Source organism: Rubrobacter aplysinae (genome assembly GCF_001029505.1).
GTDB lineage: Bacteria > Actinomycetota > Rubrobacteria > Rubrobacterales > Rubrobacteraceae > Rubrobacter_A > Rubrobacter_A aplysinae.
This window is the reverse complement of sequence record NZ_LEKH01000022.1, coordinates 1-22,880: the sequence shown is the minus strand read 5'-3', so window position 1 is coordinate 22,880 and position 22,880 is coordinate 1. Positions and strand designations below refer to the sequence as shown.

Genomic DNA, 22,880 nt, shown 5'->3' with positions numbered 1-22,880 from the left:
TTCATGGAGTCCGGCGACATGACGGGTGACATATTCAAGGACGTCTGCACCGGCAGGCGCGGCGTGGACCCCGGGGTGCTGGAGCAGACGATAGTGCTGGCCGTCGAGGTGGCCCGCGAAGGCCGGGAGGGGCGTAAGATCGGCACGCTCTTCGTCGTCGGCGATTCGGAGAGTGTTATCGGCAGCTCGAAGCCCCTGATCCTGGACCCCCTCGCCGGCCACCCGGACGACGTCAAACACATAGCCGACCCCGACGTGCGCGAGACCCTAAAAGAGCTCGCCCAGCTCGACGGAGCCTTCGTGGTCTCCGACGCCGGGACCGTGCTCTCGGCGGCCAGGTACATAGACACCACCTCCGACAACCTGAACGTCCCGCTCGGACTCGGCAGCCGCCACATGGCCGCCGCCTCGGTCTCCAGCAGGACCGGGGCGGTCGCGGTGGTCGTCTCCGAGAGCTCTATGGTCAGGCTCTTCGACGACGGCGAGCTGGTCTCCGAGATAACACCCGAGCTGTGGATGTGGGGCCGCTACAGCTCCCACCTCTCTGGCAAGCCGACGAGCACCCAGGCCCACGACGAGGTAACCGTCGTGAGCGTGGACGAATAGGGCTATAGGCAGCCACACACCCCTCGCTCATACGGAGCGGATCCGGGTATCATGGGTGGCGCGCTCCGCTAACGGAACGCTAGAGGGCCTGGTGTAAAACCTCCCGCGCCTCTCCGCTAGAGTCGCCGAACTCGGCGGCGATAGGGTCTATATCCCTCTCGGGCACGCCCACATCGGAGAGCGTGGACGGCAGGCCGAGCTCCTCTATTAGCGCGGCTATCCTCTCGTCTGGCTCGCCGCCGAGGGCTTCTCCCAGCGTCTCCCAGCGGTCCTCCGGCATCCCTCGCTTTGCCACGGAGACGGTTGGGGCCAGGGTGATGCAAGAGGTGTAGCCGTGGGGCACGCTGTAGCTGGCCCCGATCCTGCGTCCGAGGCCGTGCGAGAGGCCCATCGGGGTGTTGAGCGGCGCGAAGTAGGCGAGCCAGGCCGCGAGCTGTAGCTCTAACCGGATCTCCTCGTCACCAGGTCTCATTTTGCTAAGGGGCAGATGCTCCACGAGCCGCCTTGCCCCTTCGAGACCGGTGACGTCCGTGACCGGGTGCGGCCCGCCCCAGATAAAGCCTTCCACCGCATGATCCAGAGCCCGGATGCCGGTCGAGAGCCACAGCTTCTCCGGTGTAAATCGTGTTGCTTCCGGGTCCAGGATCACGACCGGCGGCACCGCCCGCTCGTCAATGAATCCGGACTTCTTTCCGGCAGCCTCGTCGGTCACGCCGACTCTCTCGGCCCACTCCGCGCCGGATAGCGTGGTCGGCACCGCCACGTGCGCCGGGTATCCGAGCCGCGCGGCGGCTGCCTTCGTGCCGTCTATGACGCTGCCACCGCCGACGCTCACGAGCAGTCCGCAGCCCCGGGCCTCCTCCGCAACCCGTTCGACGGCGCTGCCGGGGGTGTGCTCGCCCATCGCGGCGAAGGTTCCCGCGTGCTTGTCTGCGAGTAGTTCCTCTACCCGGCGGACGAGATCCGTCTCCTCGTCCAGCGTGCGGCCGGTGACGATGAATACCCGCTCGTACTCTCCGGCTTCGGTGGCGAGCTCGTCGAGACTGCCGGGCCCGAAGTGGACCCGGTCCGTGCGCAACGAGCGGTGGGTGCCCCGCATGAGGCCTAGTTACTGCTTTCGAGATGCCGCTCGAACAGCGGCTCCTCGGCGGGGCCGAAACGGTCGGAGGCGGTCTTCAGCTGGTGCCAGTGCGGGTAGATGAGCTGCGGCGCGCTCACCTCGTCCAGCCGGCGGCGCTCGTCGTCCGCGAGCTCGAGGTCGGCGACCTTGAGGTTGTCGGCGAGCTGATCCTCGTTGCGCGCCCCGACTATTACCGAGGCGACGCCGGGCCGCCCAAGCAGCCAGGCGAGTGAGATCTGCGACGCGGGCACGCCGCGGTTCTCGGAGATCTCGACCAGCACGTCCACGATGTCGTAGAGCCGCTCGGTGTCGTGGACGGGCGGCTCGTCCCAGCCCTCTAGCTGCCGGCCCTCGGGAGTCTCCTGGTCGCGGCGATACTTCCCGGATAGCAGCCCTCCGGCCAGCGGGCTCCACACGAGTATGGAGCACTCCTGGTCCACGGCGATGGGCAACAGCTCGTACTCGGCCTCCCGAGCCTGCAAGGTGTAGTGGATCTGCTGGCTCACGTACCGCTGGTAGCCGCGCCTCTCGGACTCCCCGAGCGCCTTCATTAGCTGCCAGCCCGAGTAGTTCGAGGCCCCGATATAGCGCACCTTGCCGTCCCGTACCAGGGTATCTAGCGCCTCGAGCGTCTCCTCGAGCGGCGTCTGTCCGTCCCACTGGTGTACCTGGTACAGGTCTATGTGATCCGTCCCGAGCCGGCGCAGGCTGGCCTCGCACTCCCGTATGAGATGATGGCGCGAGAGCCCGGCGTCGTTCGGTCCACTCCCCATCGGGAAGCGGGCCTTGGTCGCAATCAATAGCTCGTCGCGACGACCCTCGACGGCCTCGCCGAGTATCTCCTCGGACTCCCCGCCCGAGTAGATGTCGGCGGTGTCGAAGAGGTTCACCCCGGCGTCGAGGCACATCTCCACCTGACGCTTCGCCTCGGAGACGCCGGTGGAACCGACCTTCTCGAAGCCGCTCTTGCCGCCGAAGGTCATCGTGCCCAGCGTGAGCGCGGAGACGTACAGGCCGGATCTTCCTAGTCTACGATATTGCATGAGACCTCCTCGCGTCGTGTCCGGGCCGCCGTGAGTCTAGCGTGGCGGGACGGCCCGCGCATGGGAGAACCCGCTACGCGGACCGCTGCCGCGCTCGACGTCCGCCACGGCAACGGCGCCTGCCGGTTACCGGGGCCGTCCGCAAGACGAGACGTTGTACGGATTATCCCGGAACGTAGTCGAACGTGTCAGGATGCGGGCCGGTGCGGCCATCCTCGCCCTGGTCGAGGGCGAGGATGGCCTCCAGGTCGCCGGACTCCAGCTCGAAGTCGAAAAGGTCGAAGTTCTGCTCTATGCGCGAGGGCGTCGTGGACTTCGGGAAGACGATGTTGCCGCGCTGTATGTGCCACCGCAGCACGACCTGTGCCGGGGTCTTGCCTACCCTGTCGGCGATGCCGGAGATGGTGGAGTCCTCTAGCACCCCGCCCTGGGCAATCGGCGACCAGGCCTCGACGGCGATTCCCCGCTCCCGGCAGTAGTCTCTTACCGCGTCGTTCGTGAAGTAGGGGTGAGACTCGATCTGGTTCACCGCCGGGGTCGTGTCGGTCTCGGCGGCCAGCCTGTCCAGGTGATCGGGCTGAAAGTTCGACACCCCGATCGAACGGGCGCGGCCCTCGCGCTGAAACTCTTCCAGCGTCTTCCAGGTGGATACGTAGTCGCCACCGTAGCGCGTCGGCAACGGCCAGTGGATAAGAAAGAGATCCACGTAGTCCATTCCGAGATCCGCGAGCGTCTCCTCGAACGCCGCGCGAGCATCCTCTGGCTCGTGAAAGCCGTTGTTTAGCTTGCTGGTGACGAAGAGGTCGCCGCGGTCGAGACCGGAATTCCGTATCGCCTCGCCGACCTCCTTCTCGTTGCCGTACATCTCGGCGGTATCGATGTGCCGGTAGCCGTTCTCAAGGGCCTCGCTTACCGCCTTCGCGGTATCCTGCGGCTCGACCTGGAAGACCCCGAAACCGAGCTGCGGAATGGTATTACCGTCGTTGAGTGTGATGCTCGGCACTCTATTAACAGTCATAGGACTCCTCTAAACTCCTCTAATAATGGGTTGTTTGCACCCTTCGGATCGGGCACGGCTACGTAAATACCCTGGTGGGACGACCACCGAAACTTCGCGGGCAAGGTCCTCTACACCCCGCCTCCCGAGACGGGCCCGGCAGTCCGGGTACACGGTCGCACCCGGCCCCAGTGGCGGCGAAGTTACGAGAGAGGCCCGGTTTACGACCGGGCCTCTAATACAACCTCTTGCGAAGAGCCTCTGAGAAGAGCCTCTAGTTATTCTCGGTGTAGACGGGGGCGTTGGGCTGCTGGCCCTGAGACCTGCTCGCCCGCACCTCGGACATGTGACACGAGACGTGGGCCACCCGCTCGCCCAGGTTGCGGGCGGTAAGAAACTCGTCCTCCACGGGCTGGCGCGAGCCGTCGCCATCCGCGATGGTCGAGGGTCCGTACGGCGAGCCGCCCACACCCTCGGTGGTCAGGATGTGCGGGTTCTGGCCGTAGGGCGTGCCGACGAAGACCATACCGAGATGTATCAGCGGCACCAGGCTCGTCAGGATGGTGGTCTCCTGGCCGCCGTGAATGGTCGCGGTACTGGTGAAGACGCCGGTCGCCTTGTCCTCCAGCTCGCCGTTCTGCCACAGCGAGCCCGTGGTATCCAGGAACTGCTTCATCTGGGCCGCCATGTTGCCGTAGCGGGTGGGAGTACCCCAGATGATGCCGTCGGCCCAGCGCAGGTCGTCATGGGTGACCTCCGGATGCCCCTCCTGGGCCCGCTGCGCGCTCTGGTAGTTCTCGTCGGAGGCCATGGCCTCCGCGGCCGCCGGCGTCTCCGGGAACCGGCGCACCCGGACCTCCGCGCCCGAGACCCGGCTCGCACCCTCCTCGACGGCGTCCGCCATCTGATGCACGTGACCGTATGTCGAATAGTAGGCTATAAGTACCCTGGTGCTCATGTCTCTCCTCTCATCTAACCGCTCTAACTGCTCTGAACGCTCTGACTGCACCGACCGTGTTTCCGGCTCCGAACCCTCCTGCTCTCCCGACTCTGCGCCGAGACCGAGCAACCTGCGAATCATCTGTGAATCACCCGCGAACCACCATTCGCTTACCTTCCTGGACGGGTGCAACAACCTGGAGTGCCTCTGAGAGTCCGAATTTAAACGGACGCCAGTCCACTTTTCACGAAGAAGCTATCGCGTTAGACTCGGGGTGTCAAGGTACGCTCACACCTCCGGGCGCTTTCGGGGCTCGGAGGCGGCCCGGAGGCAGGGGGCTCTCCTCTATGTCCATTGGAAGAGTTGGAAGCGGGGGTGTCAACGAGCGGGGCTCGGGCACCGGTTGGACTCTGGATCACGGGGGGCATCCCGCGCCCGCCGGGGCCGAGCGCCGGGACGCGGCCCGCAACCGGCGGCGGGTGCTCCAGGCGGCGCGGGAGCTCTTTGAGGAGAGCGGTGTCTCCAGGGTAACGATGGAGGAGATCTCGGCCCGCGCCGGGGTCGGCAAGGGTACGCTATACCGGCGTTATCCGAACAAGGGACTGCTGTGTCAGGCCCTGCTGGACGAGCCCACGAGGTCTTTTCAGGAAGAGATAATGCGTGAGCTGGCGGCCAGCGGCGCGGGTCCTCTGGGACGGCTGGAGCTTTTCTTCGGGGCCCTGATCGGCTTCATGGAGGACAACCTGGAGCTGCTCTATGGCGCGCACACCTCTCTCTCCCCCTCCGAAAGGCTCTCACACCCGGCCTACGACTGGCGCCGCTGGACCGTCCTGGGCCTGCTCCGCGAGGCCGTACGCCAGGGTGACGTGGACCCCGGGCTCGACGTCGAGTACCTGGCGACCGCCCTCCTGGCCCCGCTCGACGTGGAGCTCTACCATCATCAGCGCCTGGACCTCGGGCTCTCACCCGGGCGCATAAACGCCGGTCTCGCCTCTCTGGTGCCCCGCAAAAGCTAGATAAAGGCTACATAAGAACCGAATAACCGGGAAGAGCCCGGAAAGATCTAGCCGCCGTTTAGACGCCGGTCAGACTGTTACCGAACTCTTACCGGCTCTTTACACCAGCGTATCTCCTTCGCAACCCTTCCGTAAAACCGGTCCGTTAGCATCCTGGTTGTAGGTAATCGTAAGCAATCTTAAAAACCAGGAGGAGGAGCTATGCAGAGGTATACCCGGATCCCACTACTCGCCACGCTCGCCGCGATGGTGCTTGCGGCCTCGGCGGCGGCGATTGCGATACAGCCCCTGACCAAAACCGCCGAGGCCAGGACCGCCGGCGGCGTCACCGACGTGCGCTTCGGAGACCACATAACCTACGCGAGGGCGGTGCTGGACTTCGACGCCTCCCCCACCGGCGAGCCGCCGAGGTTCTCTTACAGGTACCGTGACGGCGACACCGTCATCCGGGTCAGGCTGCCCGAGACCCGGGCCACCGCGCTAACCGGCGGACAGGGGCTGGGACGCGCGTTCTCCCACTACCGCGTCGTGCGCCAGAACGCCGGTTGGCTATACGTGGACTTTTTCCTCACGGATGCGGCCCGCTCCGTAAACGTGTTCTCGCTCGACGACCCGGGCAGGATCGTCGTGGACGCGACGCCGGGAGCCGTGCAGCTCCTCCCGAGCCCGACTCAGGCGAACGGGACCACCGTAATGGCCCCGAGAGCCGGCAGCGCCGTCGGGCCCGGTTTCCTCGTGCACGGCTACGGCAGGCCGTTCGAGGCCTCCGGCGTGTGGAGGATAAAGGACTCCTCGGGTCAGATCGTCGAGCAGGGCCGCTACACAACCGCCGACTGGACCTCCACCTGGGGCGCGTACAGCTTCCGTCCCGACTACCCCGCCACCCTGAAAGGCGAGAGGGGAACGCTAGAGGTGGGCAGCCTCTCTGCCAGAGACGGCTCGTTCGACGGCGCCGCCGTCCCGCTGTACTTCCAGTAGACCTAGCGGCTCCGGCCAGACAAAAAGCGTGACCTCCATAGTCCCGCCGGCGCGACCCGATGCGCCGGCGGGACTATCCTCGTAACCGTCTCTGGTTATCTCCGATTACCCGCGGTTATTCTCCGGCGATCCTCGGGGCGGCCGCCCGACGCTTTACAACTCCCCCATCACCAGCTATACAACTCTCCGTGTCTGAAACGGAAAGACAGGAGCGTCAAGAGACGCAGGAGAGCCAGGTTCGGCGGTGGCAGCGGCTACGCCTCGGGCGGCCCCACCTCGTGCCGAAGCTGCTCGGGTATCTGGGCCGGGAGAAGGAGTCACTGCGGCAGGGCTTCGCCGCCCTCTTCATCTCCTCGGTCGGCGAGCTCGTCGCCGGTCTGGCGCTGGCCGGGATCACGGGCACCCTGGAGGAGCTCGTCGGGCTCGCCATCCTCATACCGGCGGCGATAGCGATGCGAGGTGCGATCTTCGGCGCGATGGGCAGCCGTCTCTCGACCGCCATCCACACGGGCCTTTTCCGGGTGGACTTCCGGCGCGGGCCGCTGGCGGAGAACGTCCAGGCCGCCGCCGTGCTCTCGCTGGTCACCGGCGTGTTCCTCGCGATACTCGCCCGCGCCTTCGCCGGGCTGCTCGGGGTACCTACGGAGCTCTCGACCCTCGACTACGTCGTGATCTCGACCGTCGGCGGCGTCGTGGCCGGAATATTTCTCGTGGGGATAACCGTGCTCGTCGCCCGGCTCTCGGTGCGCCGGGGCTGGGACCTGGACAACATCGCCGCCCCCATGCTGACCGCCGCGGGCGACATCCTCACCCTGCCCGCGCTGGTTCTGGCAACCTACCTCATCGGCATACCCGTGTTCTCCGGCAGCCTCGCGGTCGCGCTGCTGGTGGCCGCCGCGGCCGCCGTGGCGGTCGGATTGGCGCGAGGGGCCGCCGGTCTCGTACGTATCTTGCGGGAGAGCCTGCCCATACTCGCCCTGAACGGGACAGTCATAATAATCGTCGGCGTCGCCCTGGAGGCGCGGCTGGAGCAGTTCGCGGCGTTCCCGGCGATGCTCATACTCTTCCCGGCCTTCCTGCAGGAGGGCGGGGCGCTCGGCGGCATACTCGCCAGCCGGCTCTCCTCCAAGGTACACGTGGGGCTCCTGGAGCCCAGGAGCCTGCCCCAGCTCGGGGCGGTGTCGGACTTTGGCCTGATCTACACCTTCGCCATCGGGGTGTTCCTGTTTATCGGGGGGGCGGCGCATTTTCTGGCGGTCGGTCTCGGGGCACTGCTCGGGCCGGGCACGCTGTCGGCGCTCGGGCTGGAAGCCGGGAGCATGAGCCCCGGATTCTTCACCATGGTCGGGATCAGCGCCCTCGCCGGGCTGATAGCGACGACCGCCGCCATCCTCGCCGCCTACTACGGCTCGGTCACCAGCTTCCGGCTCGGGATGGACCCCGACACCTACGGAATACCGATCATCACGGCCGCGGTGGACCTGTTCGGCTTTGCTAGCCTTATAATTGCCCTGTCGGTCTTCGGACTCGCCGGTTAGGACGCTTAGTAAACTCAGGAGACACTAGAGCCATGCGAGAAGATAAATCCCAGAAGTCCCAGAAACCCCGCAACCTCAAGGAGATGCTCGCCGAGGCCAAGAACACCTCCGAGCTGATGGTGGACCTGGCCTACGCCGCAATCTTCTACAACTCCGAGGACTTCTCCGAGGAAGTATTCCGCCTCGAAGAGCGCCTAAACGACCTCGTCTTCGACATGCGCAGTCTCGCCGTGCTCGCTGCCCGCAGCCCGGCGGACGCCGGACAGATGGCCGGGATACTCCAGGTCGTTACGGACATAGAGAAGATCGGCAACGCCGCCTACGACATCGCCAAGATAGTAGTCAAGAAGCTCGGCATCCCGTCAGAGCTGCTGCAGGATCTCCCCGAGGCCGAGGAGGTCACCTCCCGTGTCAGGGTCTACCCCGAGAGCCAGATGGACGGGCGCTCGCTCGGGGACCTCGACCTTCCGGTGGAGAGCGGCATGCGCCCCATAGCCATCCGCTCCGACGTCGAGTGGAACTTCGACCCCGAGCCCGACGACGTGCTGCGCGAGGGGGATGTGATCTTCCTCCAGGGCGCCTCAGAGGGGATAGAGGGCGTGCGGGACCTCGCCGGCGCGCCGCCGCTGGAACGCTTGGTCTCCGAAGACGAGGGCGTCGGGGCCACGGAGTCGCTCTCGGAGCTCGAACGGGCGGTGGACCTCCTGATAGAGATGAAGAACCTCTCGGAGGTCGCCGTCGGACTCGCGTACTCCGCGCTCCTGTACTACGACGCCGGGCTCGCCCGCGAGGTCGTCGCCATCGAGGACGAGATGGACGGGATGCGTTACCGCACCGAACGCTGGGTGCTACTCGCCGCCCGCCACATGGAAAGCCCCTCGCGCCTGCGCGGCATCCTGCACCTGGCGACCGCCTCCGAGACGATCGCGGACTGCGCCCAGGAGATGGTGTGGATCGTGGAGAAAGGCGAGGAGGTCCACCCGGTGCTTTCCGCCGCCGTCGGCGAGTCCGACGAGGTGGTCTTGAAGCTGACCGTCGTGGCGGAATCCCCGGCGGACGGCCGGACCCTGGGCGAGCTGAAGCTGGAGACCGAGACCGGAATGTACGCGCTAGCCGTGAACCGCGGCGGACGCTGGACCTACCGCCCGCGAGACTCCTACCGGCTGCGCGAAGGCGACTCGCTGCTGGCGAGCGGCGCGCCCGAGGGCCTGGAGCCCTTCGCCGAGCTGTTCGGCGCGCTGGAGGAGATCGAGGAGCTAGGCGAGTAATCCCCGGGATGGCGAGGCCTACGAGATCCACCAGCTCCACTAGATCCACTGCCTCCTCCCTCCCCTCTGACTCCCGTCCGGTCCTCTCCAGCCCGGCGGTGTTCTGGGGCGTGCTGGGCGTCATAGGAGCCGCCCTGTTCGCGTTGCTCATGCAGCGGTACTACGGCATGCCCGCCGGTATAGCGGCGGAGTCCAACGACATGCAGCTCTACCGCCGGGCCGGAGAGGCTCTCCTGGGAGGAGCGATACCCTACCGGGACTTCTTTATCGAGTACCCGCCGGCGAGCCTCATATCTTTCGTCCTGCCGGCCCTGCTGTCGTCGAGCCTGCAGGGTTTCGCCGGGCTCTTCGCCGCTGAGATGTCGCTGTTTCTGGTAGCGAGCCTGGCGCTGGTCGCGCTGGCCGCTCGGGGCCTGGAGCGCGGTCCTCTCGTCCCCGCCCTGGTCTTCGCGGCCGCCGCGCTGATCCTGTACCCCGTGGCGACGGTCCGCTACGACCCTTTCGCCACCCTGACGCTCGCCGCCGCCGCGTGGTCTGCCGCGGCCTCACGGCCGGTCGTGGGCTACGCCGCGCTCGGCCTCGGGGCCGCAGCAAAGCTGGTGCCCGGGCTCGCCGTCCCCGCGCTCGCGCTCTGCCGGGGCGGGCGCGGCTCGCTCGTCTCCGTGCTCCGCCGGGAGGCTCCGGCGATTATCGTGGTCTTCTGCGGCATCGTGGGATTCTTCTTCGGGGCCGCGCTGCTGGTGGGTGGCGGCGGCTTCGTGCAGAGCTTCGCCTACCACTCCGAGCGGGGGCTGCAGCTGGAAAGCGTGTGGACCTCGGCGCTCATGGCGCTCGGACGGGTGCGGGACATTACCTTCGAGTTCGGAGCCTTCGACGTGTCCGGGAGCGGCGCCGGGCTCCTGAGCACCCTGAGCCTGCCGGTCACAATCGTCTTGCTGGGGCTGACGGCGCTCCTGATGTACCGGGAGTCCAGGGCCGGGCGGCTCTCACGGGCGGACTTTCCCCGTTACGCGGCGGCCTTCGTACTGGCGTTCATGATTGCCTCCAAGGTACTCTCGCCGCAGTACATGCTTTGGCTGCTGCCGCTGGTGCCACTCGCGGCCGGCGGCCTCGCGGGGGTGGGGGTGGCCGCGATCTTCCTCGCCGCCTGCTGGACGACGACCCAGATCTACCCGACCCACTACGGACAGCTCATGGCCCTGGACCCGGGCGCCGTCGCCTTTCTAGTGGTGCGAAACCTCCTGCTGGTAATGCTCTGGGCGCTGATGCTCGTCCTGCCTCCAGAGCATGCGGCGGCATCCAGACCCTCCGACGCCTCCGACGGGACCGGCAGGCTGAGGAAGGCCGGCTCGTGAGCGACCCTCACCCGCCGGGCACCGGGTACACCGCGCGGGCCTGGAGTCCTTGGAGAGCCGGTAGGTTCTGGCCGCTCGCGGTCCGCGCGCTGACCCTGATGACCCTGGCGGGAGTCGCGGCGCTGACGCTCGGTGCGGAAGGAGCCCTCGCGCAGGGCTCGCGAGAGCCAGAGATGTCCCCCGCCCAGGCCCGGGAGAGCGCCGTCTCCGTGCCGGGCATAGCGGAGCTCGCCGAGAGCTCGGCGGTAGACGCGAGGGCGGCCTACAAGTCGGGGCCTGGAGAGTCCGGCGAGTGGCGGGTTTTCCTCACCCGGGAGTCCAGCGAGACCGTCGCCCGCGTCACCGTCTCCGACGAGTCGGGCGAGGTCGAGGGGCGGGAGATCACACCCGCCGCCGAGGGCGTGGACAGCCCCGACCTCACGGAGGAAGAGGCGGTGAAGCTCGCAGAGTCGAACCCCGAGATCCGGTCCCAGCTCTCTGGCGGGCCGCCGTACTCCTCGGGCGCGGAGTACGAGGAGGGCGAGTGGACGGTCCACTTCTGGTCCGACCAAAACGGAGACGGCGAGCGCGAGGAGGTCGCCCGCGCCGGCATAGAAGACGAAAGCTGGGAGTTCGCCTACGTGTACACCGGCGAGCAGGTCGGCTGGCAGATGGCCCGCGGGGATAACGGGGCCTACGGCAAGCAGGCCAACGCCTGGTGGGTCTGGGGTCCGATGGCCCTCGTGTTCGCCCTCGCGTTTCTGCGCAACGACCGGCTCCTCTCCCTGCGCAACCTGGACATCCTGGCGCTCACCGGATTCCTCGTCTCCCACGGCTTCTTCCGGGAAGGTATATCGGGGGTGGCCGTGATCCTGTGGTACGTACCGCTCGTGTACCTGCTCTTTCGGACGCTGCTGATGGGTTTCGGGGTCGGGGAGCGGGTCGAGGGCACGAGCAACTTCCCGCCGTGGCTGCTGTTCGTGCTCGCCGGTGCCGCGAGCGCGGTCGTGCTCGGGCTAAACATAGACTCCCGCGTGATAGACGTGGGCTACGCCGGGGTGGTGGGCGCGGACCGCATCCTGGACGGCGTCATCCCCTACGGCAACATGCCGTCGGACGTCGGCACCGGTGATACCTATGGGCCGCTGAACTACATCCTCTACATCCCGTTCGTCCTCATATTCGGCTTTGAGGGCGAGTGGGGCTACCTGCCCGCGGCCCACGCCCTGACGAACCTCGCCTTCGTGGCCGGGGCGTTCGGGATGCTGTACGCGGGCTGGCGGCTCGCCGGTAAGAGAGGCGCGGCGGCGATGGTCTTCGCCTGGGCGATCTTCCCCTACACCCTGTACTCGACCAACAACAACACCAACGACATAATCGTGGCCGCAATCGCCGCGCTCGGGCTGGCCGGGGCCTCCTCCGGGCTGGCGCGCGGGGCTTCGGTGGCGGCGGGGTTCGCCGTCAAGCTGTACCCGCTCGTGCTCGGGCCGCTGTGGCTGTTGCACGGCGGGACACGCCGGCGTCCGGTCGTGGACTTCGTGCTCGGCGGCGTGGCGGTGGTGGTCGCCTCATTCTGGGTTCTACTGCTCGCCGGGGGCGGGCCGTTCGAAGGGGCGCGGCTCTTCGTGGAGAAGACGCTGCTCTTCCAGGGCGAGCGCGACACGCCGTGGAGCATCTACGGCCAGATCCCCTGGCTCTCGTGGCTAAAGACCCCCCTGACCGCGGCCGTCGTGCTGCTCGGCTTCGTCGTCGCCGTCTTCCCGAGGCGTCGCACGGTACGCCGGCTCGCCGCATTCTCCGCCGCGCTCGTGATCGGCTTCCAGCTCACGGTCACCTACTGGTTCTACGCCTACATCACCTGGTTCGAGCCTTTCGTCTTCTTCGCCCTGCTGCTGGGGACGAACGTAAAGACCGGCCTCGACCGGGCACCCGAAGACGTCGGGGACTCAGAATACTCAGAGGACTCAGGAGCCCCAGAAAGCTCCCGGAAGCCGAAAGGGACGAGCGCAGAGGGTTAGCGTGCTCCGGGGCGGGTGTCCGATCCCCGCCTTCCGGGTAAGCAGGGGGAGGTCGAACTAGTCGGATTAGTCGAATTACCTCCGTGGCCCTGACGCGCCGCGGCTATGAGAAGCCACGAAGAGAAGCCACGAAGAGAAGCCACGAAGAGAAGCCACGAAGAGAAGCCACGAAGAGGAGGCGCGCGGGTGGAGCTTTCAGGAAAGAGCCCGACCATCAGGACCCACGGTGAGGACCCGCTCAACCTGGAGACGCCGCCGCACTCGCTGCGCGAGAGCTTCATAACGCCGGTGGAGCGCTTCTTCGTCCGCAGCCACGGCACGATGCCAAAGGTGGACCCCGGCGGGTACACGCTGACGATCTCCGGGCTCGTGGAGAGCTCGTTGGACCTCACCCTCAAGGAGCTAAAGAAGCGCTTCCCGAAAAAGGAGATGACGGCCGCCCTGCACTGCGCCGGCAACCGGCGCGCGGAGCTTATGCAGGTGCGCCAGATCCCGGGCGAGACCGCCTGGGGCGTCGGGGCCATCGGCAACGCCCGCTGGACCGGGATCTCCCTGAGAGACGTCCTCCTGGAGGCCGGGGTGGACGGGGATGCCGCGCACGTGGCCTTTACCGGCCTCGACGAGGTCCCCCTGGAGGACAGCGTAACGAGGTTCGGGGGGTCCATACCGCTCGAAAAGGCTCTGGCGGGCGACGTGCTGCTGGCCTACGAGATGAACGGCGAGACGCTCCCGAGGGCCCACGGCTACCCGCTCCGGGTGGTGGCCGCGGGGTATATCGGGGCCCGCAGCGTCAAGTGGCTCTCGGAGATAGAGGTGCGCGGGGAGCCTTCCGAGAACTACTTCCACGCCCGGGACTACAGGCTGTATCCGGCGGACGCGGACCCCGGTGAGGCGGACCCCGCGGAGGGTGAGCCGCTGGGAGACCTCTACGTCAACTGCGCGATCTGCCGCCCGGCGGAGGGAGAGCTCGTATCCGGCGATCCCGTAAAAGTAGCGGGATACGCGACGACCGGCGGGGGGCGCGGTATCGAGCGCGTAGAGGTCTCCGCCGACGGCGGCGAGACCTGGAGCGCGGCGGATCTCACGCCGGGCGAAGACTCCGGGTCGTGGGTTTTCTGGGAGGCGCGAGTCGAGCCCGGGCCGGAGCGGCGGGAGGTGCACCTGCTCGCCCGCGCCCGCGACACCTCGGGCGGGGTACAGCCCGCCTCCCCCCGCCAGGCCTGGAACCCCAAGGGCTACGTCAACAACGCCTACCACCGGGTAAACATCCGGCGCACCGCGGCCTGAGAGCCGCCCCGGGACGAACCAGAGCGGGCCCGAGCGAGCTGGGAGGCGCTATACTCCGCTACCAGCGGTAAGCAGGAGGAAGGGAGTGCGGTGGCGGAACCCACGGAAAGCGTCGGAGAGACGGGACCCACGACCAACATCCGGGGAGAGAAGGTCGCGCTCGGGCCACTGCGCCGCGACCTGTTGCCAGAATACAGGCGTTGGATCAACGACTTCGAGACGCTACGAACCCTGGGCGCGCCCCCGCAGCCCATGACCGCAGAGCAAGAAGAGTCCTGGTACGAGAGCCGGATGAAGGCCGAAAGCGAAGCCATGTTCACCATCTACGCGACGCCGGATCTTACCCCTGTCGGCAACACCGGGCTGCACGAGATAGACCACCGCAACCGGAGCGCGGCCTTCGGGATCGTGATCGGCGAGTCAGGCTACAGGGGCCGGGGCCTCGGCACGGAGACGGCCACCCTGATGCTCGACTACGCCTTCACCGCCCTCGGCCTGCACAACGTAATGCTTTCGGTGTACGAGTTTAATGGTGCCGGGCGCAGAGCCTACGAGAAGGCGGGCTTCAAGGAGATAGGCCGCCGCAGGCAGTGCCGGTACATGGGCGGCCGGATGTGGGATGAGATCTTCCTGGACTGCCTCTCCCCGGAGTTCGAGAGCCCGGTGCTGAAAGACATCTTCTCCGCCGAGGGTAATACGAACCGCGCGTGATGCGCGTATCTCCGGGAGCGTATCTTCCCCGTACGGCCCTAGACCCCGCCTCTGGAGCGCCGTAGCTCGTCCTCGTCATCCGGGAGCGGCCCGAGGCCGCCGTTCAGCTTGACGGAGTTGTTCTCCGAGAGGGGGCTGCGCTGGGGCGAGTTCCAGTCGAAGCGGTTTGGCTTGTCCTCCTCGGGAAGGTAGCCCAGCCGCCAGATGAACTTCAGCTCCACCGAGTCCGGTATCCCGATCACGCGCTCCACCTTCTGCCAGGCGCCGGGCGCTTCCTGGGGGCCGCTTATGAACTGCATCCCCATGTCGAGCGAGCCCACGGTGTTCCAGATGTTTACCATCGCGGCCCCGAGCACGGTTATGGCGTAGAGCGTGTCCAGCTCGCTCTTGTACATGGTCTCCTTGTCGAGACCACCGGCGAGTATGAGGGGGGAGCTCCGTACGAGATCGTCCTGCATGTCGGCCATCTGGCTCGGGATGCGGGCGAGGCGCATGATCGGGAGCGCCTTGTCCGTGTTCCACAGCCGTGCCAGCGGCCTGAGGATCCTCGGCATGTTGCTTACGTGGATGCCCTTGCCCTGCTCGGGGGTATCCGAGGCTTTGGAAGGGACGTGGATGTTCGGCTTGTAACGGTCGAGAAACCGGCCCTCGTCCATGATCCAGTACCAGCTATCCCGGCTTATATCGGCGATGGCGTCTATGTCTGCCCGGTCCATGAGCCAGAAGAAGCGCCAGGGCTGGGTGTTGATGCTCGAAGGAGCCCGTTGGGCCAGGTGCGCCAGTGTATACACGTGCTCGGTGAGCACGGGGTCCGGCTTGAACCTGCCGTTGTGGGTCCGGCGTGAGGCGATGGCCTGCATCACGCTCATAACCCCGCTGTCCATGCTCCCAGACTCTCCCATATCTCCCATAGCGTCTCCGGGTCGGGAAAAGCCGCGTCTTTCCGGTAGCCCAGCCAATGAGCCCCGACTGTAGCACAAGATGTGCGCGGCATTCGGAGCGGGTCGCCGCCGCCGGGTCGCGCGGGAGGTTCGGGCAGGTGTATAAAGATGCTGGGAATTACTAGAAAGGAGATGGAGTGCTGTATTTCGTGAAGATTCGGGTAAAGACCGAGGGCCTCTCCCTGGAGGAGCTGTGGGACATCTGGGAGCCGGAGACAGAGGCCGCCCTCGGCGCGAAGGGCGCGGGCAAGGTCGTGGACCTGTACAAGGTCTCGGGCCAACGGCGGGTGATCGTGATCATGAACGTGGAGTCCAACGACGAGCTGGACCAGATACTCATGGCCGGCCTCCCGATGGCCCACGAGCTCGAGATGGAGGAGGTCCTGCCCCTACGAACCTACGAGGACTTCGCCGAGGACATCCGCAACCGCTGGGGGGCGCGCTCCTGATACCCTGGGGTGTCCTCTAACACCCCGGGACGGCTAATCCCCGCCGGTCTCTTCCCGCCGGCGGCGCGCGGCGCGCCAGCGGTCGAGGCGCTCCTTTGCGTGGGCCTCCTCGCCGCTATCCTTGGGCTCGTAGTAGACGCGGTCCGCCATTTCGTCCGGCAGGTAGCGGTCGTTCATGCCCGCGACCCCGGCGTCCACGTCGTCGTGGGCGTAGCGGTAGCCCGCGCCGTGGCCCTCGCTCTTGGCGAGCCCGGTCGGGGCCTGGCGCAGGCGCAGCGGCACCTCGGGCGCGGAGCCGTCGCGCACGTCGGACAGGGCCTGGCCGATTGCGGCGTAGGCGGCGTTTGATTTCGGCGCGGAGGCCAGGTAGGTCACGGCCTGGGCGAGCGGTATGCGGCCCTCGGGCATCCCGATCATCTCCACCGCCCGGGCGGCGGAGACGGCCAGGGTTAGGCCCTGCGGATCGGCATTTCCGATGTCCTCGGAGGCCAGGATAACGACCCGCCGCGCCATGAAAACGGGGTCTTCGCCGGCCTCGATCATGCGCGCCAGATAGTGCAGCGCCGCATCCGGGTCGCCGCCGCGCACGCTCTTTATGAACGCGCTTATTACGTCGTAGTGCTCCTCGCGCCCGTACCGCAGGGAAGCCTGCCCGACCGCCCGCTCCACCTCCGAGACGCCGACCTCTCCCCCGCCGAGGTCCGAGGCCGCCTCCAGCGCGTTCAGCAGCCGCCGCCCGTCGCCCCCGGCCAGCCGCAGGAGGTGCGCCCGCGCCTCCTCATCCAGCGTCGCGCCGAGTTCCGCCGCGCCGCGTTCCAGAAGCTCCGCCAGCCGCTCCTCGCCGAGCGGCTCCAGGCGCAGCACCCGCGAGCGGGAGAGCAGCGGGGCCGTCACCTCGAAGGCCGGGTTCTCGGTCGTCGCCCCGATAAAGTCCACGAGACCCTCTTCAAGCGCGGGCAACAGGGCGTCCTGCTGGGCCTTGTTGAAGCGGTGGACCTCGTCCACGAACACCAGCGTCCCGCGCCCCTCGTACTTCAGCCGCTCCCGCGCCCCGCCCAGCGCCTCCCGAAGCTCCTTCACGCCGCCGGTGACCGCGCTCAGGGCCACGAACTCTCCCGAAGTCTCTCCCGCGACCACCCGTGCCAGGGTCGTCTTTCCCGTGCCCGGCGGTCCCCACAGGATCACGGTCCCGACCCGGCCCCGCTCGGCTGCGGAGCGCAGGGGCCCGTCCTCGCCGGTAAGGTGCTCCTGGCCGATCACGTCATCCAACGCGGCCGGGCGCAGCCGCTCGGCGAGCGGGGCCCGGCGCGACAGCTCTTCCTCTCCCGATGAGTCGAAAAGGTCCACGGACGCAGTATAAACGCAGTATATTTCCCCGACTCAGCCGGTTCCGCGCCGGTCCTCGGCCGCCGTGTGGCGCTCGTCGTGCTCCCGGCGTTGGCGCTGCATGGTACGCGCAGTTTCGAGGACGTCCTGCGGGTAGAGGCTGCAGAGGGCGTCGTCCTCGAGGACCTGATCCACGGAGTGCTCCGGGATCATCATCCACTCCGCCGCGTGCGGCACCGGAAGCGGCCTGCCGAGCACCCGGCACACGCCCCACACCGCCCAGCGCCCCACCCGCGAACCGGACAGAAACCTCAACCCCGCACCTCCCGCATCATGAAGTCATAAGCTCGGACCCGAAAAGGCTAATTATATTGCAGCGGATACGCCACCCTGTACATAGTTCGGCGCCGGGCGAATCTTACGAGCCTACCGGGGACTAGTAGGCGTAGGCCTCGGGAACGGTGTCGCCGTTTTCACCGCTCCGGGGCTTTATGAAGCCGGTGACCAGGGCGAGACCGGCGGCGGCCACGAAGGCCATCCCGAGCCCGGCGCTACCGGCAATGAACCCGGCGGCCACGGAGCCTGCTATCTGCCCCACGGTGATGACCATGACCACCACGCTCAGACCGGCCCCCGAGCGGGCCTCGAAGACCTCCGCGCTCCACACGGCGAACAACGCCCCGAGCAGCATCACGCTCGCGCCGAACAGCAAGGCCGAGAGGCCGACGGTCAACCAGGTCAGCGGTGCGGCCCCGAGAAGTATCATGGCGGCGCTCATGGCGATAAACCCGCCGAGGAGCACCTGCCGCAGGCCGAGCCGGCTCACGGCGTCGCCGGTAAAGAAGCCCGCGACCCCGGCGACGCCGACGAATATCCACAGTAGCGTCCCGGCGGTGGCGGACAGCGGCCCGCTGCCGGAGACCAGCTCCACGGCGAACGAGAAGTACACCGAGACCACGGCCCCGAATAGCAGCGCGACCGCGAAAAGCGGCTCGGTCTCTCCCCGGAACAGCCAAGCGTAGCGCGAGCGCAGCCCGCTCCAGAGGGAGCCTTCCCTATCGCCTTCCCGAGCCTCCCGCGCGGTGCTGGCCCCTCCGGGCAGCAACAGCGCGTTCCAGATGGTAACGGCGAGGGCGGTGGCGGCGAAGACGAGCCAGCCCACGCGCCAGCCGTCGGTCGCGAGATAGGCCACCGCGGCGGCGGCGACCATGCCGAAGATCTGGCCCGTGCTGATAAAGCTGAGTACCCGGGCCCTCTTTCCGGCCTCGACCATGCGCTCCGCGGCGTCGTTGTAGGGCGTCCAGGCCCAACCCACGCCCATGCCGGCCAGGATCACCCCCGCTGCCAAAGCCGGGGCGTTCGGGGCCAGGGCGATCAGGGCCATCCCCCCGAACGCGCTCAGCCCGCCGGTCACGATCAAGGGCCTCGGCCCGACGTAAGAGGAGAGCGCGTACACCGCGATCAGCGCCGCGAGGCACCCCACGTAGGACCCGCCGGCAATAAGTCCCAGCAAACCCTCCGAAAGCCCGAACTCCTCCCGGAGCTCCGGCAAGAACAACCCGTACCCGTACCGGGCGAGGCCGTAGACGACCGCAACCGCCGCCCCGCCGGCCAACCCGAGATGACTCCCAAGGCTCATGTGCCTCACGTGCCTCATATGAACCCCTCCTTCTCTAAAACGATGCTCTGCATGAGCCGTGTCCAGTGCATTGCCGCCCCTCCCTGTGTAATAAACAGACCAGTTTGTTCGCAGCCCGGGGATTCTAAACATACAGGTCTGTTTGGTCAAGGTTGTGTGAGGGAGATTTTTTGCGGGTGCCCACAGATGGGATAATGCGGTCACAGGCTTCGAGATTACCGAGATTAGAAGGTGGCAGATGAGCGGTTCAGAAGGCCCGGAAGGGTTGGATCAGGGCGCGGAAGATACGGGAGACACGGTAGAGGACGTAGAGGGCGCGGAGGGAGGTACGGAAGAAAGCCCGGAAGAAGGCGCGGGGGAGCTGAGTCCGGCGGCCAGCCGCATCCTGGAAGCGGCGTCGAGGCTGTTCTACGAGCAGGGCATAAGGGCCGTGGGGGTGGACGCCATCGTCGAGGAGGCGGACGTGGCGAAGGTGACCCTGTACAACAACTTCGGCTCCAAGGACGAGCTCGCCGCGGCCTACGTGCGGGAGAGAAGGGGGCGCTGGCAGCGTTGGATCCAGGGCTTCGTGGACGAGGCGGAGGAGTCCTCGCGCAAGCTGGTCGTGATCTTCGACGCGCTCGAACGTTGGTTGGAGGTCGGCGGTTATCGTGGGAGCGCCGCGATCAACGCCTTCTCCGAGATATCCGACCCCGAGCACCCCGCCCGCGTCGCGGCCCAGGAGTACAAGGAGTGGACCCAGGGCTATCTCAAGGAGCTCGCCGGGGAGGCCGGCTCGAAGGACCCGGACAAGCTGGCCGAGAGGATCTGGATACTGCTCGAAGGGGCCACCATAACCTCGGTGATGGAGGAGAGCTCCGCCCCCGTGCACGAAGCCAGGGAGCTCGCCCAGACCCTGGTCTGAGGCTCCGCCGTGTATACGCCGTGTACAATACCGGCGTGAACGAGACGAACGGGATCGGTTACGACGAGTTCGTGGAGCTTGCCGAGCGGTCGCTCGCGGAGCTGCCGCCCGAGCTCGCCGACATGCTGGACAACGTCGCCATCGTGGTGGACGAGTGGCCGGAGAACGCCTCCGGCTACGGCAGCGACACGCTCTACGGGCTGTACGAGGGCGTGCCGCTAACCGAGCGCGACTCCGGCTACAACTCCGTGCTGCCGGACAGGATCACGATCTACCGCGGCCCGCTCCAGCGCGACTTCGGCCCGGGTGAGCTGGACGAGCAGATCAGGATAACCGTCATCCACGAGGTCGCCCACCATTTCGGCTTCGACGAGGAGCGGCTGAGGGAGCTCGGATGGGGCTAGGCGCGGGTGAAAGTGCCGGTGGCGAAGGTTACCAGAGTCCCGCGGGCTCGGTGCGCCTGGAGCAGGTTATACAGGCCCCGGCGGACAGGGTAGCGGAATATATCTCGGATTTCCGCAACTCGGGAGATTGGATGGTCGGAGTCGAGGACGTCGAGGCCCTGGGAGACGACTCGTACCGCGTCAGGCTGGATACCCCGGTCGGCAAGCTGGAGCCCGGCGTCCGGGTCACCCGGCGCGGGGAGGCGAGCATAAGCTGGGTCTACACCTCGACGGTCGAAGGCGGCGGCGAGGTAGAGATCAGCCCCATGCCCGATGGCTGCAACGTCCTCTACTCCGGGAACTTCCGTCTCAAGCGAAAGCTGCTGGGCCGGGCCGCCCGGCTCGCGGGTGTGGAGCGGTTCGCCCACCGCAACGGCGAGCGTTCGCTGACGCGCCTGAAGGCGCTCATGGAGGCCGAACGCTACTAGCAATGTACCCAACGTACCCAATGTATCCGGCCGGTGGACACGCCTCTTGAGCTTCGGCCCGATAGAGATACTGGTCGTCCTGTTCGTGATCGCCATGATCGTGGGCCCGAGCCGTATCGCGCGCATGGCCCGGTCTCTCGGCCGCGGGGCGTACGACTTCGTGGACGAGCTAGGCAGCGGCAAGTCCGGTGATACAGCCGGAGAGGATGAGTCCCGGGAAGAGCTATCTCCCGCCCGCGACGAGCGGGAAGACGGGGGTCACGGATAACTCCAGAAGCACCTGGAGTGTCGAGAGTACCGTATAGCTCCGGCTAGTCTCCGCTCCGGAGATCCAGCTCCCTCTCAAGCTCCCGGACCCGGCGCACGGCGCGCTCCAGGGCGTCGTCCCGGCGGGCGGAGAGCTTTCTCTGCTCGGCCCGCAGCCGGGCTATCTCCTCGTCCTTGGCGGAGAGGCGCTCCTTCAAGCGGGCCTTCTCTGCCTCCCGGCGCTCCAGGACCCGTTCCTGCCGCCGGACGCGGCGCTCCCCGCGTCCCGTGGAGACCTCCCGGGAACGCTCCTCGCGCTGATAGTATCTGACTCGCTTGTCCAGTATCGAGGCCCGCCGCTCAAGCGCGCGGGCGCGCTCCTCCGCCGCGCCCCTCGCGGCCCGCTGCTCGTCCGCCTCTAGCCGGAGGAGCGCCAGCTCCTCGTGTAGCTCCTCCAGATGACGCTCCCGGGCTTCGAGGCGCGCTCCGAGCTCCGGCCCGTCCCCGGACTCCGTCACGGCTCTCTAACCGGTCTCTCCGGCAGAGGATCTCTTCTCGTCGCCCTCTCCCTCTTCTGGAGCGGGGCTCTCCGGCGGCTGCGTCTCGCCCTCTCCGGCGGCGGCATTTTCGGCCCCGGTCTCCGCCTCCTGGGAGCCTGCCTCCCCCCCGGACTCCTCCGGCTCCTTCCCGACGTTTGCGGTGTCCTCCGACTTCTTTTCAGCCTCTGCGCTCTCTGATTTCGCGGTTTCTCCGGCATTCTTGTCCTCCCCGTCCCCCCGGGCAGTCTTGCCGGGCTCCGCGGCGGAGTCTGCTCCCGTGCCGGCCTCTTTTTCCTCCCCGGCGGACTTTTTCGGGCGCTTTTTCGGCTTCTCCTCCTCTTCCTCCTCGGGCTCTTTTGGCAGCCCCGTTATCCGGCTTACCTCCGAGAGGAGATCCTCCGGCGCGGGCCGGTCGTCCAGCCAGGCGCGGAGTATCTGATGGTCGGAGCCGATCAGGAACACCGCCGGACGCGCCGTGTCGCCGTGCTCGGCGTCTTTTTCGAGCAGGCCGTACTCGCCGGTGGTCTTGCGGAGGTAGTCGTAGAGCACGTAGGACCCTATCCCCGTGGCCCGGACGAACTCCCGGGCCTCATCCGGCTCTACAGGCCCGATCCCGGCCAGGGTGGCTCCGGCGACGTTGATCTCGCGCTCCTTTTCGGCGAGCCTCTTGAAGTACCCCACGCACTCCTCGGACCATGCCCCCCGGTAGAAGGCTACTATGACCGGCCCGCGAACCGTGCGCAGGTGCAGGCGGAGCTGCCCGCCCTGGGCACCGGGAAGATTGAACTCCGGCGCCTCCGCGCCCTCCCCGGGCGGCGATACCATCTGTTTGCGAGCCACGACGGCCTCCTCTGTTCCTGATACTTTTCCAGTTACTCCTGGTACGCCTCTCCCACACCCTGCCCCCGCCCAACCCCTCAAATACTAGCAAGCGCCGCCCGCGGGGCGAAGAGGAGTCGGAGCAGGAGAAAAGGCTCGCGGGCTAGGCAGAATCGACATTTGCGGATCATAGCCACATTAGAGAAGCTGCCAGATACACGAAAGACTTATAGTACAGGGCCTTCCTATCGTAACGAGTGGCGATACGCCGGAAGCACTTGAGCTTACCA

24 protein-coding genes and 1 pseudogene are annotated in these 22,880 nt (G+C 67.0%); 14 read left to right on the top strand and 11 right to left on the bottom strand.

The annotated features are described in order from the left end of the window. Positions 1–3: 3 nt before the first annotated feature. Entirely contained in the window at positions 4–606 is a 603-nt protein-coding gene (locus tag ABD53_RS14625) for a DNA integrity scanning protein DisA nucleotide-binding domain protein (protein ID WP_235401674.1), read from the top strand. Positions 607–685: 79 nt separating this feature from the next. On the opposite strand, the gene ABD53_RS14620 is transcribed toward ABD53_RS14625, so the two are convergent. The 4 genes from ABD53_RS14620 to wrbA form a co-directional block, all read right to left on the bottom strand. Continuing rightward, positions 686–1,705 (bottom strand): iron-containing alcohol dehydrogenase, encoded by a 1,020-nt coding sequence (locus ABD53_RS14620; protein WP_047866563.1) that lies wholly within the window; start codon positions 1,703–1,705, stop codon positions 686–688. A 5-nt stretch (positions 1,706–1,710) separates the two neighbouring features. Continuing rightward, positions 1,711–2,769 carry an aldo/keto reductase gene (locus tag ABD53_RS14615; protein WP_047866562.1) on the bottom strand — a complete coding sequence of 353 codons (1,059 nt, stop codon included), beginning with the start codon at positions 2,767–2,769 and terminating at the stop codon, positions 1,711–1,713. Positions 2,770–2,932: 163 nt separating this feature from the next. Next, entirely contained in the window at positions 2,933–3,787 is an 855-nt protein-coding gene (locus ABD53_RS14610) for an aldo/keto reductase (RefSeq protein ID WP_047866561.1), read from the bottom strand. 253 nt (positions 3,788–4,040) lie between these two features. Next, positions 4,041–4,724 carry an NAD(P)H:quinone oxidoreductase gene (gene wrbA / locus ABD53_RS14605; RefSeq protein WP_047866560.1) on the bottom strand — a complete coding sequence of 228 codons (684 nt, stop codon included), beginning with the start codon at positions 4,722–4,724 and terminating at the stop codon, positions 4,041–4,043. Positions 4,725–5,053: 329 nt separating this feature from the next. Between wrbA and ABD53_RS14600 the strand changes: the two genes are divergently transcribed. The 8 genes from ABD53_RS14600 to ABD53_RS14565 all read left to right on the top strand — a co-directional run bounded on the left by ABD53_RS14600 (position 5,054) and on the right by ABD53_RS14565 (position 14,856). Continuing rightward, positions 5,054–5,722 carry a TetR/AcrR family transcriptional regulator gene (locus tag ABD53_RS14600; RefSeq protein WP_053058135.1) on the top strand — a complete coding sequence of 223 codons (669 nt, stop codon included), beginning with the start codon at positions 5,054–5,056 and terminating at the stop codon, positions 5,720–5,722. Positions 5,723–5,923: 201 nt separating this feature from the next. Continuing rightward, positions 5,924–6,700, top strand: coding sequence for a Gmad2 immunoglobulin-like domain-containing protein (locus ABD53_RS14595; protein WP_047866559.1), 777 nt, complete (start codon positions 5,924–5,926; stop codon positions 6,698–6,700). Between the two features lie 188 nt (positions 6,701–6,888). After that, positions 6,889–8,238 (top strand): magnesium transporter, encoded by a 1,350-nt coding sequence (locus ABD53_RS14590; RefSeq protein ID WP_160309710.1) that lies wholly within the window; start codon positions 6,889–6,891, stop codon positions 8,236–8,238. A 32-nt stretch (positions 8,239–8,270) separates the two neighbouring features. After that, positions 8,271–9,506, top strand: a complete 1,236-nt coding sequence (locus tag ABD53_RS14585) for a potassium channel family protein (RefSeq protein ID WP_047866557.1) — start codon at positions 8,271–8,273, stop codon at positions 9,504–9,506. 8 nt (positions 9,507–9,514) lie between these two features. Continuing rightward, positions 9,515–10,861, top strand: coding sequence for a glycosyltransferase 87 family protein (locus ABD53_RS14580; protein ID WP_152670798.1), 1,347 nt, complete (start codon positions 9,515–9,517; stop codon positions 10,859–10,861). Then, complete coding sequence (locus tag ABD53_RS14575) at positions 10,858–12,858, top strand: DUF2029 domain-containing protein (RefSeq protein WP_047866555.1); 2,001 nt, start codon at positions 10,858–10,860, stop codon at positions 12,856–12,858. Before ABD53_RS14580 ends, ABD53_RS14575 begins: the two co-directional genes overlap by 4 nt. A gap of 186 nt (positions 12,859–13,044) precedes the next feature. Further along, the gene (locus ABD53_RS14570) at positions 13,045–14,145 is read left to right on the top strand and encodes a molybdopterin-dependent oxidoreductase (protein WP_053058134.1); all 1,101 of its coding nucleotides are present in this window, start codon (positions 13,045–13,047) and stop codon (positions 14,143–14,145) included. Positions 14,146–14,235: 90 nt separating this feature from the next. After that, positions 14,236–14,856, top strand: a complete 621-nt coding sequence (locus tag ABD53_RS14565; RefSeq protein WP_053058133.1) for a GNAT family N-acetyltransferase — start codon at positions 14,236–14,238, stop codon at positions 14,854–14,856. A 38-nt stretch (positions 14,857–14,894) separates the two neighbouring features. Here the strand turns inward: ABD53_RS14565 and ABD53_RS14560 are convergent, their stop codons facing one another. After that, complete coding sequence (locus tag ABD53_RS14560; RefSeq protein WP_053058132.1) at positions 14,895–15,767, bottom strand: nitroreductase family protein; 873 nt, start codon at positions 15,765–15,767, stop codon at positions 14,895–14,897. A 167-nt stretch (positions 15,768–15,934) separates the two neighbouring features. Here ABD53_RS14560 and ABD53_RS14555 point away from each other — a divergent pair, with 167 nt between their 5' ends. Beyond that, positions 15,935–16,246, top strand: coding sequence for a muconolactone Delta-isomerase (locus ABD53_RS14555; RefSeq protein ID WP_047866554.1), 312 nt, complete (start codon positions 15,935–15,937; stop codon positions 16,244–16,246). A 33-nt stretch (positions 16,247–16,279) separates the two neighbouring features. On the opposite strand, the gene ABD53_RS14550 is transcribed toward ABD53_RS14555, so the two are convergent. The 3 genes from ABD53_RS14550 to ABD53_RS14540 all read right to left on the bottom strand — a co-directional run bounded on the left by ABD53_RS14550 (position 16,280) and on the right by ABD53_RS14540 (position 19,229). Next, positions 16,280–17,593 carry a replication-associated recombination protein A gene (locus ABD53_RS14550; RefSeq protein WP_047866553.1) on the bottom strand — a complete coding sequence of 438 codons (1,314 nt, stop codon included), beginning with the start codon at positions 17,591–17,593 and terminating at the stop codon, positions 16,280–16,282. 33 nt (positions 17,594–17,626) lie between these two features. Then, positions 17,627–17,887: a hypothetical protein gene (locus ABD53_RS14545; protein WP_047866552.1), complete on the bottom strand. Its 261-nt coding sequence runs from the start codon at positions 17,885–17,887 to the stop codon at positions 17,627–17,629. 121 nt (positions 17,888–18,008) lie between these two features. Beyond that, on the bottom strand, positions 18,009–19,229 hold the full coding sequence (locus tag ABD53_RS14540) for an MFS transporter (protein ID WP_053058131.1): 1,221 nt from the start codon (positions 19,227–19,229) through the stop codon (positions 18,009–18,011). Positions 19,230–19,449: 220 nt separating this feature from the next. Here ABD53_RS14540 and ABD53_RS14535 point away from each other — a divergent pair, with 220 nt between their 5' ends. From ABD53_RS14535 to ABD53_RS14520, 4 genes are read left to right on the top strand one after another with little or no spacing between them, the layout of a single operon-like run. Next, on the top strand, positions 19,450–20,115 hold the full coding sequence (locus tag ABD53_RS14535; RefSeq protein WP_084709730.1) for a TetR/AcrR family transcriptional regulator: 666 nt from the start codon (positions 19,450–19,452) through the stop codon (positions 20,113–20,115). A gap of 35 nt (positions 20,116–20,150) precedes the next feature. Then, positions 20,151–20,519: a metallopeptidase family protein gene (locus tag ABD53_RS14530; RefSeq protein WP_235401672.1), complete on the top strand. Its 369-nt coding sequence runs from the start codon at positions 20,151–20,153 to the stop codon at positions 20,517–20,519. Beyond that, the gene (locus tag ABD53_RS14525) at positions 20,510–20,986 is read left to right on the top strand and encodes an SRPBCC family protein (RefSeq protein ID WP_047866551.1); all 477 of its coding nucleotides are present in this window, start codon (positions 20,510–20,512) and stop codon (positions 20,984–20,986) included. The genes ABD53_RS14530 and ABD53_RS14525 overlap by 10 nt, the downstream gene beginning before the upstream one ends. A gap of 46 nt (positions 20,987–21,032) precedes the next feature. Next, entirely contained in the window at positions 21,033–21,254 is a 222-nt protein-coding gene (locus ABD53_RS14520; RefSeq protein WP_047866550.1) for a Sec-independent protein translocase subunit TatA/TatB, read from the top strand. A gap of 43 nt (positions 21,255–21,297) precedes the next feature. On the opposite strand, the gene ABD53_RS14515 is transcribed toward ABD53_RS14520, so the two are convergent. The 3 genes and pseudogenes from ABD53_RS14515 to ABD53_RS17750 all read right to left on the bottom strand — a co-directional run. Beyond that, a complete protein-coding gene (locus ABD53_RS14515; protein ID WP_047866549.1) occupies positions 21,298–21,750 on the bottom strand; it encodes a hypothetical protein in 453 nt (150 codons plus the stop codon). Between the two features lie 6 nt (positions 21,751–21,756). After that, complete coding sequence (locus tag ABD53_RS16230; RefSeq protein ID WP_152670797.1) at positions 21,757–22,611, bottom strand: redoxin domain-containing protein; 855 nt, start codon at positions 22,609–22,611, stop codon at positions 21,757–21,759. 166 nt (positions 22,612–22,777) lie between these two features. Further along, a pseudogene (locus ABD53_RS17750) lies at positions 22,778–22,880 on the bottom strand (IS5-like element ISNeu3 family transposase); the annotation flags it as partial.

Bases quoted from the DNA above. Each gene is read 5' to 3' on its own strand.
- ABD53_RS14615 (WP_047866562.1), bottom strand. From the start codon at position 2,769: ATGCAATATCGTAGACTAGGAAGATCCGGCCTGTACGTCTCCGCGCTC.
- ABD53_RS14585 (WP_047866557.1), top strand. From the start codon at position 8,271: ATGCGAGAAGATAAATCCCAGAAGTCCCAGAAACCCCGCAACCTCAAG.
- ABD53_RS14535 (WP_084709730.1), top strand. From the start codon at position 19,450: ATGAGCGGTTCAGAAGGCCCGGAAGGGTTGGATCAGGGCGCGGAAGAT.
- ABD53_RS14560 (WP_053058132.1), bottom strand. From the start codon at position 15,767: ATGGGAGATATGGGAGAGTCTGGGAGCATGGACAGCGGGGTTATGAGC.
- ABD53_RS14525 (WP_047866551.1), top strand. From the start codon at position 20,510: ATGGGGCTAGGCGCGGGTGAAAGTGCCGGTGGCGAAGGTTACCAGAGT.
- ABD53_RS14580 (WP_152670798.1), top strand. From the start codon at position 9,515: ATGGCGAGGCCTACGAGATCCACCAGCTCCACTAGATCCACTGCCTCC.
- ABD53_RS14610 (WP_047866561.1), bottom strand. From the start codon at position 3,787: ATGACTGTTAATAGAGTGCCGAGCATCACACTCAACGACGGTAATACC.
- ABD53_RS14595 (WP_047866559.1), top strand. From the start codon at position 5,924: ATGCAGAGGTATACCCGGATCCCACTACTCGCCACGCTCGCCGCGATG.
- ABD53_RS14625 (WP_235401674.1), top strand. From the start codon at position 4: ATGGAGTCCGGCGACATGACGGGTGACATATTCAAGGACGTCTGCACC.
- wrbA (WP_047866560.1), bottom strand. From the start codon at position 4,724: ATGAGCACCAGGGTACTTATAGCCTACTATTCGACATACGGTCACGTG.
- ABD53_RS14600 (WP_053058135.1), top strand. From the start codon at position 5,054: ATGTCCATTGGAAGAGTTGGAAGCGGGGGTGTCAACGAGCGGGGCTCG.
- ABD53_RS14540 (WP_053058131.1), bottom strand. From the start codon at position 19,229: ATGAGGCACGTGAGGCACATGAGCCTTGGGAGTCATCTCGGGTTGGCC.
- ABD53_RS14620 (WP_047866563.1), bottom strand. From the start codon at position 1,705: ATGCGGGGCACCCACCGCTCGTTGCGCACGGACCGGGTCCACTTCGGG.